The following is a 17,856-nucleotide window of genomic DNA, read 5'->3' as shown; positions in this document are numbered from 1 at the left end:
GTGAGTCTTTCCCTCATGGATAAAGCTTTCGCCACATCCGTTACGCCTGTTCTTCCCGCCCGTAAAGCAGCTGCCCGCACCGCGCTCGTGAACTTGAACGAGCCCGCTCGCCTGCTGCTCTCGGAAGGGTTCCGGCAGTTTGGAATTGAAACCGTCGCCGTCACCGAAAACGCCGCCGAGCGCCTGACCAAAGAAAAGTTCGAGGCCTGCGTACTCAGCCTGGGCGAGGGCGCCGATGCCGTGATGGAAGCGGCTCGCAGCTCTCCGTCCAACAGTCGTTGCGTGCTTTACGGCGTGGGCGGCAACGCGCAGGAAGCCATGCGCTACTCGAAATATGGCATCAACGCTATGTTCGCCGAACCGCTGGAGCGGCCCGCCGCGCTCAAGCTGATCCGCGGCACGCGCATGTTGGTGCTGCACGAATTCCGCAGATATGTGCGCATCCCCGTGTTGACCGAGGTCTCTATCTTCGGCGATGGGCGTCGCATCAGCGCGGCCAGCATCGAACTCAGCAGCGGCGGCATGTCGGTCAAGACCGGCGAAGACCTTTCCATCGGAAGCAATGTGGAAATTTCCTTTGCTCTCATGACCTTGCCTCGCGTCAACCTTCGTGGTTCGGTCAGTTGGCGCAAACCCAAGTCCGTCGGAGTGCGCTTCGACAGTGCCGACAAACAACGGCAGAAGGTCAAGAGCTGGATCGATTCCTACCTCGAAAACTGAACACCGAAACTGAGCGCGGTGAACTGTCTCGCGGTCGGGCATTACAATAGGCGCGTGCCCGAAGCCAGCACTCGCGACCCAGCCGCGCCGGCGCAAGCGGCCGCGAGTGCGCGCCGCTTCACACTCCGCCAGCGACTCGTCCTGCGCGTCATTATTGCGCTCGGATACTGGCTCATTCGCATGATCGGCCCAACTTTGCGCGTCGGCGTTTCCTTTGAAGACGGGGCGCAGCAGACCCTCGATCAGCGGCCGCTTATCGGTTCCTTCTGGCACTCCTGCATCATCCCTGCCACCTACATCTGCCGCAACCTCGGCGTGCGCGTGATGAGCAGCAACAGTTATGACGGCGAGTACATGGGCCGCATCATCCGCAAGTTCGGCTTCGTCGCCGTGAAGGGATCCAGCAGCCGCAACGCCGTGCGCGCACTCCTCGGCCTGCGCCGCGCGCTCGAAGATGGATGGACGGTCGCCTTTACTCTCGATGGGCCGCGCGGTCCCCGTCACAAAGTGAAGCCTGGCCCGGTAGCTCTGGCAAGATCGTCCGGCGTGCCGCTAACTATGTTCCACGCCGCGGTCGATAAGGCCTGGGTGCTCAACTCCTGGGATCGCATGATGATTCCCAGGCCCTTCTCACGCGTGCTGGTGCGCTTCGGCAAGCTGATTCCCGTTCCCCACAACGTAAGCGACGAAGATATCGCGCGCTATACGGACGAGCTACAGGCGGCGCTTGATCGGGTCTGTGAGTTCAGCGAAGCTAACGTGGGAAAGGTCGGGACGGCTGAGTTCCCGTACTACTGTAAGCGGAGCTGAGGATTGTAGTTTTTAAGATTGCAGATTGCAGAGTTCGGTGATGGTATCGATCGTCAGTAGCTGAGATTGGTTTTCAATCCGAAATCTGCAATCTGAAATCTGCAATTCGTAAATAGCCCTACTCCAGCGTCGATCCCAACGCCTGATATTTATATTTTCTACCGTCCCAGAAGATGACCGAAGAAGTGTCTTCGCCTTCGCCTTTTTCTTCCATGTAGATGCCGAGCACGGTTCTCTTCTTCATCGCCAGTCTTTTGACGGCCAGAGACTTGAACGGCAGATTGATCAGCAGAAACTTGGCCTTGGGCTTCTCCGCCTGCCACGCGTCTTTTTCCGCTCCGTGAATGATGAGCAGGCTGATGCCGCGGCGGTCCGGTTCATCCGATGCAAACGTCGACGTGATTTTTACGTCGCTGTAGCCGAGAAAGCTGTCATAAGGGTCGGCAACCACGAAGCTGTATTCGGCCTGATCGGCCATCGGATTCTTGCATCGCGCCGCGACGACCAGATCGTCAATGCCGTCCCCATCCATATCGGCGACGAACTGCGGCGGTCCCGCCAAGAGTGAGCAATTATCGCCAAACTGCTTGTGAATGAGTTCGTCCGTCACCGCCGGGGACGGAGTCTTCGCATGCGCCGGAGGCGCTTGTTTCTTCTGCGCGAGTGCGGAATTGATTAGCAACAAACCGCAAACTGAGAGGAGGAGTAATTTACTGGACGACATGTTTTTACTCTAGCCCGGTTTTCACTCCGAGCATAGAGACAGACTAGTGACGGAGGTAACGGGAACAGTGATCAGTGATCAGTGGTCAGTGATCAGTACTCAGTACCAGCGGTCAGAGCTCAACTCTTCTCCCATCGTCACTAACCACTGACCACTATTTCCGGAAGTGTTCCCATCCCCGAGCCTGGAGCCCAAACGCCCGCTTAGGACCGGTGCGCAAAAGTATCTTTCGGGAGCGGGTAATCTGCCCGATGCAAGTCAGCGCCACCCCCGCAATCTGGGACGGGATCCGCTTGTTCACGGGAACCGTAAATAGCAACTCGTAATCCTCGCCCCCATGCAGGGCCAAATCTAAACCCACTTCGCGGGCCGGCTTACCTACCCGGGCGCGGGGAATGAGCGCCGCATCCAGTTCGGCTCCCACGCGACTCTCTTCGCAAAGATGCGCCAGGTCGGTAGAGAGTCCATCGCTCACATCAATCATGGCCGATGCCAATCCCCTCTCGCGCAGGATGCGGCCCAACTCAATCCGTGGCTCGGGATAGAAGTGGCGGGCGTAATCGCGGACATTCACCTTTTTCGTAGGGCGTGTCCTCATCCGCAGCACAGCGGCGGCCGAACCGCCGAGCTCGCCGCTGACAAAGATGCGGTCGCCGGGCCGAGCCCCCGAACGCAGCACAGCCTTGCCCTTGGGCACCCTGCCCACCACAATGATGTCCGCGAGAATCCCATCAGGAGATTCGGCCGTGTCGCCACCGGCAAGGGTTACGCCAAATTTCTCCGCCAGGCTTATCAGGCTGCGAACGAAGCGCCCTACCCAGGCTTGAGGAAGGTTCCGCGGCAGCGCTAACGACAGGAACGCCGCGACCGGCTCGCCACCCATGGCGGCGATGTCGCTCAACCCTCGTGCCAGACAGCGATGACCGACTGATTCCGGCGCATGCCACTCGCGCCGGAAGTGAATGCCTTCCAGCGTGAAGTCTGTCGTGACCAGGGTTTCGTGTCCCGGCAGCGGTCGCAGCACTGCGCAGTCGTCTCCAATGCCGGTCACAACATTGGCCCGCCTGCGCCGGACACTTATTGGGCGGACACTCCCTTCGACAACCTCAGGGCAGGCTTTGCCCGTCTGTCTCCGCTTGCCGAGTCTCGCCATCCGGCGAATCTGTGCAATCAGCGCTTTTTCCGGAAATGGCACGGCGCCATTACTATACCTCCGTCGATTAAGGTGCTGGGGCGGATTCCACACGGGTAGGGCGCAGTCGGAACATTCGTAACCTGTCCCAATCGCTCCGGGGGTTACCCGGCTTCAGTAACCCAAAATGACCTTGTGACTCGTTGACAGGGGGAACCCAGTTTGTTACCGTTAACCAGTCATTCACATAACCTTTGGCCGAGCTAAGTTCTGCAATCGATTGAGATTGCAGCGGTGAGCGCTTTCAGGCTCTGGTCGCAGTCCCAGTAGGGGTAGGGCGCGCGAGAGTTTTCCATTCCCAAGATGGGAGCGTAGCCCGAAAATATCAGGTGGTCCGAGTTGGCCTTTTGGCAACTAAGAAACTAGGCTGAAATCCCGGACCTACGCAACAAATCTGGCGGTTCAGCGGTTCGAGGAGCGATTTGCAGAAACGCTTTTACATCCTTTTTGTGGCCCGCGGCGACGACGGCCAGTTGCGCAAGATTTCCATCCCCGTGCATTACCTCTACGTATTCGTCGTAGGCGCCGCCATCGGATTCCTCAGCTTGACCGGAATTGCCAGCTCTTATACCCGCATGCTGTTGAAGGTCTCGCGCTACAACCAGTTGCGCACCGAAAAAGATCAGCTCAAAAACAATTATTCCCGCCTTGAGCAGGTAGCCAAAGAGCGCGATGTGCAAGTCGCTTCCCTGGGTTCGATCGCCGGCGAGGTTTCAGCGCTGTATGGTCTGAAAGCGCAACCTACTTTGGTCACTGCGACCACCGACCAGATTCATGACGCTGAAGTAAGCTCATCGCTCGACCAGTTGCACGCTTTGCGGACCTCCGCCCTGACCGGCGCGACTATGGTCGGACTAACCATGGGCCTGACCCGCAACGCCACCACGGCCGACTGGTTTAAAGCGAATTCTGCGCCCAACCTGTGGCCGGTAGAAGGCCCCGTGACGGGCAGCTTCGGCGAGCGCATCGATCCGTTCAACGGAGAGGGCGCATTCCATAGCGGCGTCGATATTGGCGGCAGCGTTGGCGCTCCGATCATCGCTCCCGCAGATGGCATTGTCACATTCAGCGATTTGCTGGGTGGCTACGGCAAGACCCTGATGATCGACCACGGCAACGGCATCAGTACCCGCTACGGCCATCTTTCCGGCTATGCTGTGATGGCCGGCCAATCGGTCCATCGCGGTGACGTGATTGGTTTTGTGGGAGACAGCGGACGTTCCACCGGACCCCACCTCCACTATGAAGTCCGCATCAATGACACTCCCGTCAATCCTTACAAATATCTCCGTATGACCGTCGCCCACAATGGCGGTTTCTCTACCGGGAGTTAGAACCACCGCAGGAACCCGGTTTTATAACTCAGGCGCTTTGCGACGCCAGCCAGCCCGCCAGCCGGTCGTAGCTCGCCTCCACCCCGCTCTTCATTCCCGTCTTTAGGGCCGCATCCCGCGCTTCCTTCGACGGATAAAGAATCGTGTTGGTGATTCTGGTCTTCCCGTTCTCTTCCGAGAATGCAAGGGTGTTCAGCGTTTCGGGCCAGTCGGCGCCCCACGATTCCGTGGAAACCAGCCGCTCAGGCGGCGAGACTTCTCGATACGTGCCGCGCATTTCCATCTCTTTGCCATCGCGATTGCGCCACACAAAGTGCCATGTTCCGCCCGGACGCAGGTCGATCTCGCAGACCGGCATAGCCCAGCCCTCCGGTCCCAATAGCCACAGCGGCACGTACTCGGGTTTGGTCCAGGCTTCGAAAACGAGTCTCCGCGGAGCGCTAAAAACTCTCGTTATGACAATCTCCTGATCGGTGGGCGTAGTGATTTCGAGCGGGTTGGAGTTCTTCGTCGATGACTTCCTGGCTTCACTCGTCGATGCCATGCTTCTTCTCCTTTTCCTGCGGTGATTCTGGTGATTTCCGGAGCCTTAGCTCTTGCCTTTGCTCTTGAGTTTTCAAGTTATCGAGAACTGCATCCAGGCGGTGGAAGCTCTGCTCCCACAACTGACGATAGCCCTCCAGCCATCCCGTAGCTTCGGCGAGAGGTTTGGACTCCAGCCGTCGGGGCCTGCGTTGCGCGTCGCGACCCCGCGAAATCAAGCCGGCGCGCTCCAGCACTTTGAGGTGTTTTGAGATCGCCGGCTGAGACATCGCGAATGGTTCAGCCAGTTGTGCGACCGAAGCCTCACCCGCTGCGAGCCTGGCTAAGATGGCGCGTCGTGTGGGATCGGCGAGCGCCGCGAAGATCGCGTCCAAGTGCGGCCTGGGGTTCGAAGGTTCATAACCATTAAGTTCCATAACTAAATAGTTATATAAATTGAGAGCACCAATTGTCAAGACCTTCTTGAAACGTTACGGGCGTAATGTGTCATGCCGACGTAGATGTCGGAAGCCGCCTATAGTGGCGCTAACATAGTCAGACTCCCCTCCCTTGGCGAGAAATCGGTCAGGGTCCGTCCGTTTTTGGCAAGGCTCTACTGCATGGAGAATCTGAAGATCGATCCCAAGACCGCGATTTCCAAGACCGGGAATCTGGAAACCCAGAATCCGGAGACGCTACGCTTTGGCCGCTATGAGGTTGTGGCCCAGTTAGGCCGCGGCGCGATGGGCATAGTGTATAAGGCGCGAGACCCGCAGATCGACCGCCTGGTTGCTGTGAAAACCGTCTCCCTCAACGGGCAGGAACCGGACGAGGAAAAGGAATTTCGCTTGCGCTTTATCAATGAGGCGCAGGCGGTCGGGCGCCTGCACCATCCCGGAATCGTTGCCATTTTTGACGTGGGCGAGAATCCTGAGAATCACGACCCCTATATTGTGATGGAGTACGTAGCCGGAGAACCGCTGAACCGTATTCTGGCGCGCGAAAAAAAGCTTCCCCTCGCCACCGCGCTGCAACTGGTGGAAGAGATTGCCGAAGCTCTCGACTACGCTCACTCCCAGGGCGTGATTCACCGCGACATCAAGCCCGGAAATGTACTGATTACTGCCGAGGGCCACGTCAAGATCGCCGACTTTGGCATTGCCAAGCTGAATCTGGCGCATTTCACAATCCCCGGCAGAGTGTTAGGAACTCCGGCCTACATGGCTCCCGAACAACTAAGCGGCGCAGGAGTAGATGGGCGCTCCGATCTGTTTTCGCTGGGCGTGATTCTGTATGCCATGGTCACGGGCCACTCTCCATTTCAAGGGGATAGCGCCACTACCGTCTGCTTCAAAGTTGCGAACCGCGAGCCCGTGGCGGCAAGCGCCCTCGACTTGGCTCTTCCTCGCGAGCTCGATGAAGTGATCTCTCGCGCCATGGCGAAGGATCCTGAGCAACGCTACCAGCGGGGCGCAGAGTTTGCCGAAGCCGTGCGGCAGTTACAGCACGTGTTCCCGTTGGGGTCGACTACGACTTCCATGCGCGCGGGGGCGCTCTCCGCGACCGGCATCGGAAGCGCTCGCACCGGTACAGCCCGGCAAACAGCCTCTCGCACCAATCATGTGGCCGAAGTAGTAGAGGCTGAGAAACTGGTCAATAGCGTCATCAAGAAAGCGCCCCTTCGAGACGTGATTCTGGGAATGGCGATACTTGTGGTGCTGGTGTTCGTCGGAGCCCAGACAAAGCTGCTGGTGTTGCCGGCTCCGAAAGTCATGAATGCTCCCGTGAACATCCCTGCGGTTCCGCCTGAAACCAGCTCCGGCAGCGCGCAACCTGCCGTCGCAAGCTTTCCTCCCGCGGGAACTCAGGCGGCCGCGCCGGCCGCACCGGCCGCCCAAATCCCAAAGCCCAGGAAAGTCCCTGCCGCCGGACGCGCGGCAAAACAGATCGCAAAACAGATTGTCGTGCCGCTTTCCACTCTCGAACTTGCGGTGCAGCACCAATTCAAAGACGCCACGCTGTTTGTCTGGGTCGACGACAAGCTGACCTTAACGCGTCCGCTCCACGGCACGAATCAGAAACATCTGGTCGTGTTCAACGGATTGCGAGGCGCCGAGTCGGAAACGCTTAAAATTCCGGCGGGACAACATACGATTCGGGTAAGAGCCCTGTCGGCCGATGAGACCGTCGATCTTTCTCGCACAGTTTCCGGTGAGTTCGTCGGCGGCGGTGATAAATCTTTGCAGGTCTCGATCGAGAGGCACAACACGGTTATGCGGTTAAGCTGGCAGTAAGCGCCCCGCAGTTCCTTGGCGTTTTTCTTATTGCCTTAAGCCCATCCAGTTTTCCGACACTACCAGTGAATTCCCCGGGTTCTGAGGATCGTACTTCACCGAAGTGTGCAGGCCCAGCCGGCAGGAATGAAGATTGATCCACTGCCGAAGATACGTGACATCCTGCGAGCATTCGTAGGACACTCCCGCCACGTCATATTTGTAGATCAGCATAATGGCCGCGTGGTGATTGGTGGCGGCTGGCAGTTCCTGGACGTCAATCACCGTGCCGTCCGTGATCCGGCCCGTGCTCTCCAGCCACGCTCGGCGCTCGCGCTCCAGGGCATCGGGCGTTTTTGGTTTGCGCCGCAGCAGCGCGTAAGCTCCCAGCAGAGCCACGCCGCTGCCCGCCACTAGCCCATACAGTCGCAGTGAATCCATACAAGGAAGCTCGAAATCGTCTTCGTCGTCTTCTCCATCAGCATAAGCGGAATGCGGGAAGCGTGGAAGTGGTGGAAAGGTTACGGAGGTGTTACAAGCTGTGAAAAACTCTGCGGTGAAAATCGTAGTGTGCTGCAATCGCCGCGGTATAGGAAGGTTTTTCGGCAACCACTTATAAGCCGATCGTCCTCAAAGTCTCATGGCTTCGCCCGCTGCAACTTCAGTACAGTTCCGTCCTCCGAAGTCGCGAACCCAAAGTCGCTCAAAGAAAATAATCGTCGGGCTCATTGTGATGATCGTGCTGATTGGTGCGGCGGCGGCCTTGCTGCGGCACTACTGGCCTTTCGACCAGAAACCGGTGATTGAAGATCTCGAAGAGGACAGCGACAGCCACGTGCAAGTGCGGGCCTTTCACCGCACCTATTTTCCGCATCCCGGCTGCATCCTTGACGGAGTGGTGTTCAGGCGCGGATCCACCTCCACTCCTCCGCTGATTGTGATCGAAAAGCTGACCATTGAAGGCTCGTACGCCGGCATCTTCGCCAGTCGCGTCAGCCGCGTCACGGCCGAAGGTATGCATGTGGTCATTCCTCCGTTTGGGACAGCGCCTCCCTTTCACGCACAACGCTCCACTACTGCCGTCGGAGAAATCATCGCCAATGGCGCAACCCTCGAGTTCGCCTCCGCGCAGCCGAACGGGCATTCCTTGCGCTTCGATATTCACCAGGCATCCTTACGTGACGTTGGAGAAAACGGCCCACTCACGTATGACTTGAAAGTACACAATCCTGAACCGCCGGGAGAAGTCACCGCCTTCGGCAAGTTCGGTATGTGGAATGACAACGATCCCGCCCAGACGCCCATCTCCGGCGAATACAAATTCGAGCACGCCGACCTGAGTGTGTACCACTCCATTGGCGGCATCCTGTCCTCGACGGGAAAGTTTTCCGGGAAATTGCAGCATATCGATATCTCTGGCACAACCGACACGCCTGACTTCACGGTTGAATCCGGGCACCATCCCGTGCGTTTGAAAACCGAGTTCAGCGCCTATGTCGACGCCACGCATGGCGACACCTTCCTGAATCGTGTGGACGCGCATTTCCGCAAAACGCACGTAGTAGCGCAAGGCAGTATCGCGAAATCGGCCCACGGAAAAGGCAAGACCGCGCTCATCGACTTGACCGCCGATCAAGGCCGCATCGAAGATATTCTCGGACTTTTTGTCCAGGCTCCGCGCTCTCCGATGTCCGGCGAAGTTACCTTGCGGGCAAAAGTGCAGATTCCTTCCGGCCCACAGCCCTTCCTGAGGAAACTTTCTCTCCAGGGAAATTTTGGAATCGAGCACGGCGGCTTTTCCAATTCCTCTACGCAGGAGAGCGTGAACAAACTCAGCTCCCAAGCCCGCGGGCAAAAAGCCGGTGGAGAAAAAGATACGTCCGATCCCGAGACCGTGCTCATGGGCCTGACCGGCAAGGTCACCGTCAACAACGGAGTCAGCACATTTAGCGATATTTCTTTCGGCATCCCTGGAGCCGCCGCGCTCATGCACGGAACTTACAACCTGATCAATTACAAGATCGACTTGCGCGGCCAGATGAAAGTAGATACGAAGATTTCGAAAACCACCACCGGCCCCAAGGCGCTTTTGCTGAAGGTGATGGATCCTTTTTTCAAAAAAAGACGCAGAAAAGAAATCGTACCGATCCGAATCTCTGGAACCTACCAGAAGCCATCTTTCGGCCTCGACCTGAACGACAAGCAAGCGCAAACCATCGATCCGCCCTCGCACCATCACGTCAGAGAAGGGCTGCACGGGCCGCAGCGCTAGCGTGCTTCAGTCGGACAAGTCCAATCGACGAACTCACTTTACAAAACGTTTTATAAAATCTTTGCGTGCACGACTCATCATTTGCGCCATAGGTCTAGAATCGGTCTGGAAATAATCCTCCGAAAGCGGACTTCTCAACCGCATCAACCAGACACACGAAAGAAGGCTCAACGGATGACCGAGAGGCGGCTCAGTTTCACGACGACTATTTTGCTCGTGGCCGCGGTGACCTTTGGAATGGTCTCGTCAGTCAAGGCCGCCGATAAAAAACAAACGCACGATTGGCCAATCTATGGCGGAACCGCGGAGAACAACCACTTTTCCTCGCTGAAGCAGATCAATCGCAAGAACGTCCAACAACTCAAAGTCGCCTGGATGTTTGATACCGAAGAAGAAGGCGGTCTGCAAAGCAGTCCAATCGAGGTCGACGGAGTACTCTACGGTCTCACGCCCTCCGAAAAAGTCTTCGCACTGAATTCTTCCACGGGCAAGCTGCTATGGAAGTTCGATTCCGGAATTAAAGGGACGCAACCCGACCGGGGCCTGGCCTACTGGAGCGATACCCCAGGCCAAAAGGCCGACAAGAATAATCAGCACCCCAGTAACGACCGCCGCATTCTCGTCGCCGTGATGAACTTCGTCTATGCACTCGACGCCGCAAGCGGCAAACCAATTTCCAGTTTCGGCAAGAATGGCGACGGCCGCATCGATCTTCGTGAAGATCTCGGCCGCGATCCGACTCAGCAGTCGATCTACGTCACCACCCCCGCGGTGATCTACAAAGATCTGATGATCGTCGGCGGACGCGAGTCCGAAACTCTGCCTGCATCTCCCGGCGATGTGCGGGCCTATGACGTGCGCAGCGGCACACTGCGCTGGTCGTTCCACACCATTCCGCATCCCGGCGAATTCGGCTACGAAACCTGGCCCAAAGAGGCGTGGAAAACCAGCGGCGCTGCCAACAACTGGGCAGGAATGACCGTCGATACCGAACGGGGTGTCGTCTATGTTCCCACGGGTTCTGCGGCCTTCGATTTTTACGGTGCAGACCGTGCCGGCGATGACCTGTTCGCCAATTGCCTCATCGCCCTGAACGCCGCGACCGGCGAGCGCATCTGGCATTTTCAGGGTGTACGCCATGATCTTTGGGACCGCGATTTTCCTTCGCCCCCGGTTCTCCTGACAGTTGAGCACGACGGCAGCAAAGTCGACGCAGTCGCTCAGACCACAAAGCAAGGCTTCGTTTTTCTCTTCGACCGCAGCAATGGAACCCCACTGTTTCCTATCCAATGCCGCAGCTATCCGCCCAGCGACGTGCCTGGAGAAGTTGCCGCGCCGCAGCAATGCCTGCCCACGAAGCCCGCTCCCTTTGCTCGCCAACTCCTCACCGAGAACCTTCTGAGCCAGCGTACGCCGCAGGTCCATCAGTGGGCGCTCGATAAGTTCCACAGTTTTCGCAGTGAAGGCCAGTTCGTTCCCTTCAGCGTAGGCAAAGACACAGTCATCTTTCCCGGATTCGATGGGGGCGCCGAGTGGGGCGGCGCCGCTGCCGATCCCCAGACGGGCGTCCTCTACGTGAACGCCAACGACGTGGCGTGGACGGGCGCGCTGGCCGAGAGTACGCCCTCAGAAGAAGAAGGAAACTCTGGCAAAGCGCTTTACATCAGCCAATGTGCGGTTTGCCACGGCGAAAAAATGGGAGGATCGCCGCCCGCGATTCCTTCACTCGTCGGCGTAAGCCAACGAATGTCGGCGTCCGATATCGCCGCGACCATCAGGAACGGCAAGGGTCGCATGCCCGGTTTCGCCATCCTTGCTCCCGACCAAATTTCAAGTTTGCTTTCGTATGTCGTCAGCGGTGGGGTCGGCAATATCGAAAACAACAATATCGAAAACAAAGAGATGCGGAATTCCGAAGTTGCGGCCCCAGCCATGAAATATCACTTCACTGGATACAAGAAATTCCTCGATCCCGACGGTTATCCCGCCGTCGCGCCGCCGTGGGGAACGCTCAACGCTATCAATCTCAACACCGGCGAATATTTGTGGAAGATTCCGTTAGGCGAGTATCCGGATTTGGCGGACAAGAATACGGGGTCTGAAAATTACGGCGGTCCCATGGTAACGGCGGGGGGCCTGGTATTCATCGGTGCGACTAACGTCGATCGGAAATTTCGGGCATTCGACAAAACTACCGGCGCCCTGCTCTGGGAAACCAAGCTGCCATTTTCGGCCAACACCACTCCGGCCACCTATGAAATTGACGGCCGGCAATTCCTTGTAATCGCGGCCGGCGGCGGGAAAGATCCCAAGTCGAAGTCAGGCGGCGTCTACGTGGCGTTCGCACTGAAGAAATCGTTCGCACTGAAGAAATAAAGATGGGAGGCGGACAGGGCAGGAGTTTCCTCTGTGGTCCTCAGCGCTCTCTGTGGTTAAAGATTTTATTTGCTCTGGCTACAAACGCTCTTGTTGACCAGATCGACGAAGCCCCCTTCAGGATGCTTGCCGAACTGATCGTCGTGCGAGGCTTTCTTGCTCACCACGAAGCGTCCACTACGGTCGCGAGAGTAGAACCATTCCGTCGTAGGAGTGGCAGCGCCGTCGGTGCAGTTGAATCGTACGCGAGCGCGCATTTCCACGAACGGACCGCCCTGCGGCAGTTCTGCCGGTTCCTTGAACTCGACCCGCACTAGCGCGATCCGTTGATTGTGCTTGAGGACGTGAACCGAACTGACCGATACTTTATCCCCGCCTTCGGTTTGCCCGATGCTTCGCCAATCGCCCGCGGCCCGAACCACCAGACTGACCAGCAGAGCCGGCGCCAACACAATCGCGGCCGCAATAATCAGGATTTTTCTCAACGGTGCACTTTCCCAAACGCGCAAATTGCACGAGCCAATGTCGTCGAAAAAAATGATTCTGTCAATATGCTGCGCAACTTAAAAAATGGTCGGGGATGCTGGCGCTCGTGCTATCGTGGTGGCGCCGTATACTCGACCGAGGCCTTTGCGAAGTTAGCACGCCGCATGGAAACAATTCATTCCATTATATTTAACTCGCCCGTAGGCCCCCTCTTCCTTGCCATCTCCGACCATGGATTGAGGGCCTTAGAGTTCGACCGCCGCCTGCCCGGCCAGCGGACGATTCGTCCCAACCCTCGCGACCTGCGGGCCGAACGCACGGGCAATGACAATGACAATGACCAGCGCATCCGCTTCGAAGAATCCGCCCACGCGACGAAAGACTATGTCGGCGAACTCGAAGAATATTTTGCGGGCAAACGCCGCGCCTTCACCTTCGCCCTCGATCTGCGCGGCACAGATTTTCAATTGGCTTGCTGGCGCGCGCTGCTTGCGATTCCCTACGGCGAAACCCGCTCCTATGCCGATATTGCCCGCGCGGTCGGCAGGCCGCAAGGCTTCCGCGCCGTCGGCATGGCGAACAATCGCAACCCTGTGGCAATTGTCGTCCCGTGCCATCGCGTCATCGCCTCCGACGGTACGCTATGCGGCTACGGCGGCGGCCTCGACGTGAAGCGCAAACTGCTCGAACTGGAAGGCGCGCTGTCGGGAACGCTGGCCGCGTAGCGACCCGGATTGCAGACTTTCGATTGCAGATTGCAGATTGCAGATTGCAGATTTCAGATTGAAGATTCAAGCCCGACGCGAGGGTTTCAATCTGCAATCTGAAATCGCAAATCTAAAATTGATCCGAATCGCTCCTTGGCCGCTCAATCCAACTCCGCTCTCCGTAAAGCCGGCCTCTTCTACCTCGTCTTCGTAATGTTCTCCTACACCACCGGCGGCCCCTTCGGGCTTGAAGACATGGTCACCACCTCCGGCCCCGGCATGACGCTGATCTACCTGCTCGTGCTCCCGTTTTTCTGGTGCATCCCGGTCTCGCTGGTTTCGGCGGAACTCACTACCGCGATGCCGGTCGAGGGCGGCTTTTATCGCTGGGCCCGCGCCGCCTTCGGCGACTTCTGGGGTTTCCTCGCCGGATGGTGGAACTGGACCGCATCCTTTCTGCTGGGCGGCGCCTACGCCGTGCTTTTCACAGACTATCTTGGTTACTACTTCAAGATGACATGGTGGGAGCACTATCTCATCTCGGTCGCCCTGATTGCCGTGCTCACCTGGATCAACGTGCGCGGCATCGAAATGGTCGGGCAAGTCGCGACCGTGCTTGAAATTTTCATCTTTCTTCCTGTAGTCACGATGATCGTCATCGCGCTCTTCCATTGGCGACACAATCCATTCGTTCCTTTTATTCCTCCGCATCAAGCGACCTTCAAAGTCTTTGGCGTAGGCTTGGCGCTGGGCCTCTGGCTCTACTCCGGCTACGAGCAACTTTCCACGGTGGCCGAAGAGGTCGAGAATCCGCAACGCGCCTATCCAAGAGCGCTCGCCTTGGTCGTGCCCATATCGATCGCCACCTATTTTCTGCCGACCTTGTGCGGGCTGGCTTCGGCCGGCAATTGGGAGAAATGGCACGCTGGATATTTCTCCGACGCCGCCAGCATGATCGGCGGCTCATTCCACGGCCACCTTTGGCTGGGCACCTGGATGACGCTGGCCGCGATGGTGGGCAACGTCGCGCTGCTCAACAGCACCGTGCTCACCACCACCCGCATGCCCTTCGCCATGGCCGAAGACGGATATTTGCCGCGCGCTTTGACGCAGAAGCACTCACGCTACGGAACGCCCTGGCTCGCCATTGTAGTGTCGGCGGTGATCTATGCCCTGCTCGCATGGCAGAGCTTGGCCGAACTGATCTCCGTCTACATCTGGCTGCGCTCCGCGACGACGGTGCTGACGGTACTCTCAGCATGGAAGCTTCGCCGCACACAACCGAATCTGAAGCGCTCATTCACGATTCCCGGAGGACGCGCGGGCCTGCTTTACGTAGTGGGCGCGCCGGTCGCGATGGCTTTGGTTGCCCTGCTGGGCAGCGATCGCTTCGGCATGATCGGCGGAGCAATTGCGATTGTGGTCGGTCCCGTGGTGTATTGGTGTGTCAGACAGTTCGAATCAAAGAAAGGGACCGCAGTTTAAATCCCAACCAGGAGTCAGTGGATGAGCAACTTCGTCGAGTTCCAGGTTTACGTCGATCCAAAACTCGGAATGGCCGGAGGAAAAATCCAGGTCAATCCCGACCATGTGACCCAGATCGAAGATTTCGGAGATCACTGCGGCCTCGAGAAAGACAACGGCAAAACCGTAGATGTTTGCGGATCGGCCGCCGAGGCGGCCAACCGGTTGAAGGGCGCGGGTTAGAGGCTCCGTCCAGTCGCCGCTTGGCCAGCAAGAAGAAAAGTCTTGGGATACCTGCCTTCGCCGCAAAGCTTGAAGGAACCGAAATCTTTGTACCACTTTCCTTGCGGCACCTCGGGCTTCGTTTCCATCCAGAGACGAAGTCGATTCAGATCACTAACGCTGATGTTTCGGTCGTGCATGCGCTCGATCAGGTGTTCCCGTATCGCAGTCGGGAGGCGAGACCAGGTTTCGATCTGCGGCATTCACTCACCGGCGCTGCACTTACCCGCATTCACTTACCGAAGATGAAACGGCCCATCTCGTCGCCCAGTTGTTTCGCTTCCTTCGGATCAGCCGCTGAACGGAAGCGCTCCGCGAGGGCGAAAAAAGCCTTTTCTTTTTCCTTCTGAGCTTCTAATCCCTGCTCGACCAGTTCGACCAGCACGCGATTATCGCTGAGGCGTCGTTTCTTGGCGATGCGCTCGACCTGCTCCGCTAACCGGGTGGGAAGCGTTACGCTTCGGCGGACTTGTTTGGTGGCAGCCATGTCACCATTCTACACCGTTGTGGTGCATTGACGCCTCTGCTCTTCCATTGCCAAATTGACGAAATAGAGGTGTGGATATACAATCTAAATGTATATCCAAGGAGTTTTATGCGAGTTGCGAAGTGGGGAAACAGTCTGGCCGTCCGACTGCCATCGGCGGTGGTAGAAGCCCTAAATCTGAAAGAGGGCGATCTCATTGAAATCCAGGTGGCAGGCCCCAGGAACTTTGAAGTGAAGCGAGATCGGAGCCGTGAGCAAGCTTTGGCGGCTCTTCGAAAATTGAGCCGCCCATTCCCCAAGGGATTTGTCTTTAATCGCGAAGAGGCGCATGAACGGTAAGGCGTTCTTCGACACCAACGTTGTGGTATACGCCATCGTACAAAACGATCCGCGGAAATTGCGTGCTCAAGAATTGCTGTTCGCCGGCGGCACGATTAGCGCGCAGGTATTGAACGAATTTGTTTCTATCGTGCGTCGCAAGGTGCAGATGCCCTGGGATGACGTTAGAGCAACGCTGCAGTCGATTCGGCTCCTTTGCCCTGAAATCCTCGCGGTCACTGTCGAAACCCACGAAAGCGCTGTGCGCATCGCGGAGCGGTACGGATACACAATTTATGACGCACTCATCGTTGCCTCGGCGTTGGAGGCGAAGTGCGGGACGCTCTACTCAGAAGACTTGAAAGATGGGCAGATCATCGACGAGCGAATGACGGTTCGAAATCCATTCCGGTAATCCGTAATTTTCAGGTTCGGCCACCCACGACCTCAACTCACCCAATCCAAAAACTTGTACCACGCCCCTGCCAGCGGCAAGAACCACGGCCTCCCGTTGTACAAACCCAGCGGCGCTCCCGGAAACGGAATCTCTACAAACGGATTCTCCGGCTTATCTCCCGCCATGAGCTCAGCAATCTTCTGTCCCTGATACGTCGCTATCGCCACGCCATGCCCTGCATATCCAACCGCGTAATACATTCCATCCATCTGTCCCGCGTGCGGCATGATGTCGAAGGCGAAGTCGAGCGTGCCGCCCCAGACATAATCGATCCTGGCGTCGCTCAATTGCGGATAGACCTCGATCATGCCCCGCCGCAGAATCTGCGCGCTCCGCCGCACCGTCTGATCGTTCTCCGGAAAAAATGCCGCGCGGCCTCCGAACAACATCCGCCGGTCGGGCGTCAGCCGGTAGTAGTACAGAAAATTCTTCGAGTCATAAATCATCCGGTTGCGCGGGCTGAGTTCTCGCGCCAGCGCTTCCGGAAGCACTTCGGTCGTAATGATGAACGACCCGATCGGAATGAGTTTCTTTCGCAGCGCCGGAGTCGCAGGCCCCGTATATCCGCTGGTCGCAACGAAGACTTCATGCGCCCATGTCGCTCCCCGCGAAGTCGCAATCTTCCATCCCAGTTCGCCTTGCCGCGAGTCCCGCTCAATCGTCAGCACGCGAGCGTGCTCAAAGATTCCAGCTCCCGCCGAAATGGCAGCGCGTCCCAGCCCGGAAACATAGCGCGCCGGATTCGCACCCGCGCTGACTTCATCGACCATGCCGCCGTAATAAATCGTCGATCCAATCTCCGAACTCAACTGATCCTTCTGCGCTACACGCAACCTGTGCCCGAACTCGCGCGCAATTACTTCGGCCTGGCGCGCGTAGTCATCAAAATGCTTCTGCTTGCAGGCAACTTCGAGATGACCGCATCGCGAAAAGTCGCAATCGATCTTCTCTTCACGCACAATCTGTTCCACGCAGTCGATCGACGCCAGCGACGCGGCGTACATGCGCTGGGTAAGCTCGCGCCCGTACATCGAGATAAGCTGATTCACGCCCAGCTTCATCCCGGTCAAAATCATCCCGCCATTGCGCGAACTGGCGCCCCACCCGATGGTTTCCCCTTCCAGCACGGCAACCCGCGCACCGCGCTTCGCCAATGTACGCGCAGCCGACAGTCCCGTGAATCCCGCCCCAATGACCGCCACGTCCACTATTTCCGGGAGGGGCAATGCGGCATCCAGCACAGGAAACTCAGCCGTGGTAAGCCAGTAATTGTGTTCCTGCAAGCCCATAACTCCGTGTTCCTCAGTGCCCTTGGTGGTTCGAGTTTTGGTTCGCGTGCGACCGAGCATTCTAGCAAGCGACCACTCCGCGGTACATGTACTGCCGGTGTCAGAACCATCGCCTCGGCGCTCCCACGGTAATCTTGCTTGCA

Annotated in this window: 19 protein-coding genes; 11 read left to right on the top strand and 8 right to left on the bottom strand. The window is 57.7% G+C overall.

Annotated features, from left to right (window positions below; genetic code table 11):
* Positions 1-15: 15 nt before the first annotated feature.
* Positions 16-720 (top strand): PilZ domain-containing protein, encoded by a 705-nt coding sequence (locus VGM18_20750; GenBank protein HEY3975442.1) that lies wholly within the window; start codon positions 16-18, stop codon positions 718-720.
* Between the two features lie 54 nt (positions 721-774).
* Positions 775-1,530, top strand: coding sequence for a lysophospholipid acyltransferase family protein (locus tag VGM18_20745; GenBank protein HEY3975441.1), 756 nt, complete (start codon positions 775-777; stop codon positions 1,528-1,530).
* A gap of 118 nt (positions 1,531-1,648) precedes the next feature.
* Here the strand turns inward: VGM18_20745 and VGM18_20740 are convergent, their stop codons facing one another.
* Positions 1,649-2,254 (bottom strand): hypothetical protein, encoded by a 606-nt coding sequence (locus VGM18_20740; protein ID HEY3975440.1) that lies wholly within the window; start codon positions 2,252-2,254, stop codon positions 1,649-1,651.
* 154 nt (positions 2,255-2,408) lie between these two features.
* Entirely contained in the window at positions 2,409-3,407 is a 999-nt protein-coding gene (gene thiL, locus VGM18_20735; GenBank protein HEY3975439.1) for a thiamine-phosphate kinase, read from the bottom strand.
* Positions 3,408-3,868: 461 nt separating this feature from the next.
* Here thiL and VGM18_20730 point away from each other — a divergent pair, with 461 nt between their 5' ends.
* Complete coding sequence (locus VGM18_20730) at positions 3,869-4,780, top strand: M23 family metallopeptidase (GenBank protein HEY3975438.1); 912 nt, start codon at positions 3,869-3,871, stop codon at positions 4,778-4,780.
* Between the two features lie 28 nt (positions 4,781-4,808).
* Here VGM18_20730 and VGM18_20725 read toward each other — a convergent pair whose 3' ends face one another.
* Positions 4,809-5,324 carry an SRPBCC family protein gene (locus VGM18_20725; GenBank protein HEY3975437.1) on the bottom strand — a complete coding sequence of 172 codons (516 nt, stop codon included), beginning with the start codon at positions 5,322-5,324 and terminating at the stop codon, positions 4,809-4,811.
* Complete coding sequence (locus VGM18_20720) at positions 5,308-5,778, bottom strand: metalloregulator ArsR/SmtB family transcription factor (protein HEY3975436.1); 471 nt, start codon at positions 5,776-5,778, stop codon at positions 5,308-5,310. Before VGM18_20720 ends, VGM18_20725 begins: the two co-directional genes overlap by 17 nt.
* Positions 5,779-5,922: 144 nt before the next feature.
* Here VGM18_20720 and VGM18_20715 point away from each other — a divergent pair, with 144 nt between their 5' ends.
* Positions 5,923-7,596 (top strand): serine/threonine-protein kinase, encoded by a 1,674-nt coding sequence (locus VGM18_20715; protein ID HEY3975435.1) that lies wholly within the window; start codon positions 5,923-5,925, stop codon positions 7,594-7,596.
* A 27-nt stretch (positions 7,597-7,623) separates the two neighbouring features.
* On the opposite strand, the gene VGM18_20710 is transcribed toward VGM18_20715, so the two are convergent.
* The gene (locus VGM18_20710; GenBank protein ID HEY3975434.1) at positions 7,624-8,016 is read right to left on the bottom strand and encodes a DUF3592 domain-containing protein; all 393 of its coding nucleotides are present in this window, start codon (positions 8,014-8,016) and stop codon (positions 7,624-7,626) included.
* Positions 8,017-8,308: 292 nt separating this feature from the next.
* Here VGM18_20710 and VGM18_20705 point away from each other — a divergent pair, with 292 nt between their 5' ends.
* Together VGM18_20705 and VGM18_20700 are read left to right on the top strand one after the other, a co-directional pair.
* Entirely contained in the window at positions 8,309-9,847 is a 1,539-nt protein-coding gene (locus VGM18_20705) for an AsmA-like C-terminal region-containing protein (GenBank protein HEY3975433.1), read from the top strand.
* Positions 9,848-10,021: 174 nt separating this feature from the next.
* On the top strand, positions 10,022-12,223 hold the full coding sequence (locus tag VGM18_20700) for a PQQ-binding-like beta-propeller repeat protein (GenBank protein ID HEY3975432.1): 2,202 nt from the start codon (positions 10,022-10,024) through the stop codon (positions 12,221-12,223).
* A gap of 65 nt (positions 12,224-12,288) precedes the next feature.
* On the opposite strand, the gene VGM18_20695 is transcribed toward VGM18_20700, so the two are convergent.
* Positions 12,289-12,708 (bottom strand): surface-adhesin E family protein, encoded by a 420-nt coding sequence (locus VGM18_20695; protein ID HEY3975431.1) that lies wholly within the window; start codon positions 12,706-12,708, stop codon positions 12,289-12,291.
* 165 nt (positions 12,709-12,873) lie between these two features.
* On the opposite strand from VGM18_20695, the gene VGM18_20690 reads away from it, so the two are divergent.
* From VGM18_20690 to VGM18_20680, 3 genes are all read left to right on the top strand, one after another.
* On the top strand, positions 12,874-13,434 hold the full coding sequence (locus tag VGM18_20690; protein HEY3975430.1) for a methylated-DNA--[protein]-cysteine S-methyltransferase: 561 nt from the start codon (positions 12,874-12,876) through the stop codon (positions 13,432-13,434).
* Positions 13,435-13,569: 135 nt separating this feature from the next.
* Positions 13,570-14,901, top strand: a complete 1,332-nt coding sequence (locus VGM18_20685) for an APC family permease (protein ID HEY3975429.1) — start codon at positions 13,570-13,572, stop codon at positions 14,899-14,901.
* A gap of 21 nt (positions 14,902-14,922) precedes the next feature.
* Complete coding sequence (locus VGM18_20680; GenBank protein ID HEY3975428.1) at positions 14,923-15,123, top strand: hypothetical protein; 201 nt, start codon at positions 14,923-14,925, stop codon at positions 15,121-15,123.
* A 271-nt stretch (positions 15,124-15,394) separates the two neighbouring features.
* Here VGM18_20680 and VGM18_20675 read toward each other — a convergent pair whose 3' ends face one another.
* On the bottom strand, positions 15,395-15,649 hold the full coding sequence (locus tag VGM18_20675; GenBank protein ID HEY3975427.1) for a hypothetical protein: 255 nt from the start codon (positions 15,647-15,649) through the stop codon (positions 15,395-15,397).
* A 108-nt stretch (positions 15,650-15,757) separates the two neighbouring features.
* On the opposite strand from VGM18_20675, the gene VGM18_20670 reads away from it, so the two are divergent.
* Together VGM18_20670 and VGM18_20665 are read left to right on the top strand one after the other, a co-directional pair.
* Positions 15,758-15,988 (top strand): AbrB/MazE/SpoVT family DNA-binding domain-containing protein, encoded by a 231-nt coding sequence (locus VGM18_20670; GenBank protein HEY3975426.1) that lies wholly within the window; start codon positions 15,758-15,760, stop codon positions 15,986-15,988.
* On the top strand, positions 15,978-16,382 hold the full coding sequence (locus VGM18_20665) for a PIN domain-containing protein (protein ID HEY3975425.1): 405 nt from the start codon (positions 15,978-15,980) through the stop codon (positions 16,380-16,382). The genes VGM18_20670 and VGM18_20665 overlap by 11 nt, the downstream gene beginning before the upstream one ends.
* Before the next feature lie 32 nt (positions 16,383-16,414).
* Here VGM18_20665 and VGM18_20660 read toward each other — a convergent pair whose 3' ends face one another.
* The gene (locus VGM18_20660; protein ID HEY3975424.1) at positions 16,415-17,773 is read right to left on the bottom strand and encodes an FAD-binding oxidoreductase; all 1,359 of its coding nucleotides are present in this window, start codon (positions 17,771-17,773) and stop codon (positions 16,415-16,417) included.
* Positions 17,774-17,856 lie beyond the last annotated feature (83 nt).

The sequence above is a fragment of the Candidatus Sulfotelmatobacter sp. genome (genome assembly GCA_036500765.1).
Classification (GTDB): Bacteria; Acidobacteriota; Terriglobia; order Terriglobales; family Acidobacteriaceae; genus Sulfotelmatobacter.
The sequence above is the reverse complement of the archived record's forward strand: the minus strand, read 5'-3'. Positions and strand labels throughout refer to the sequence as shown.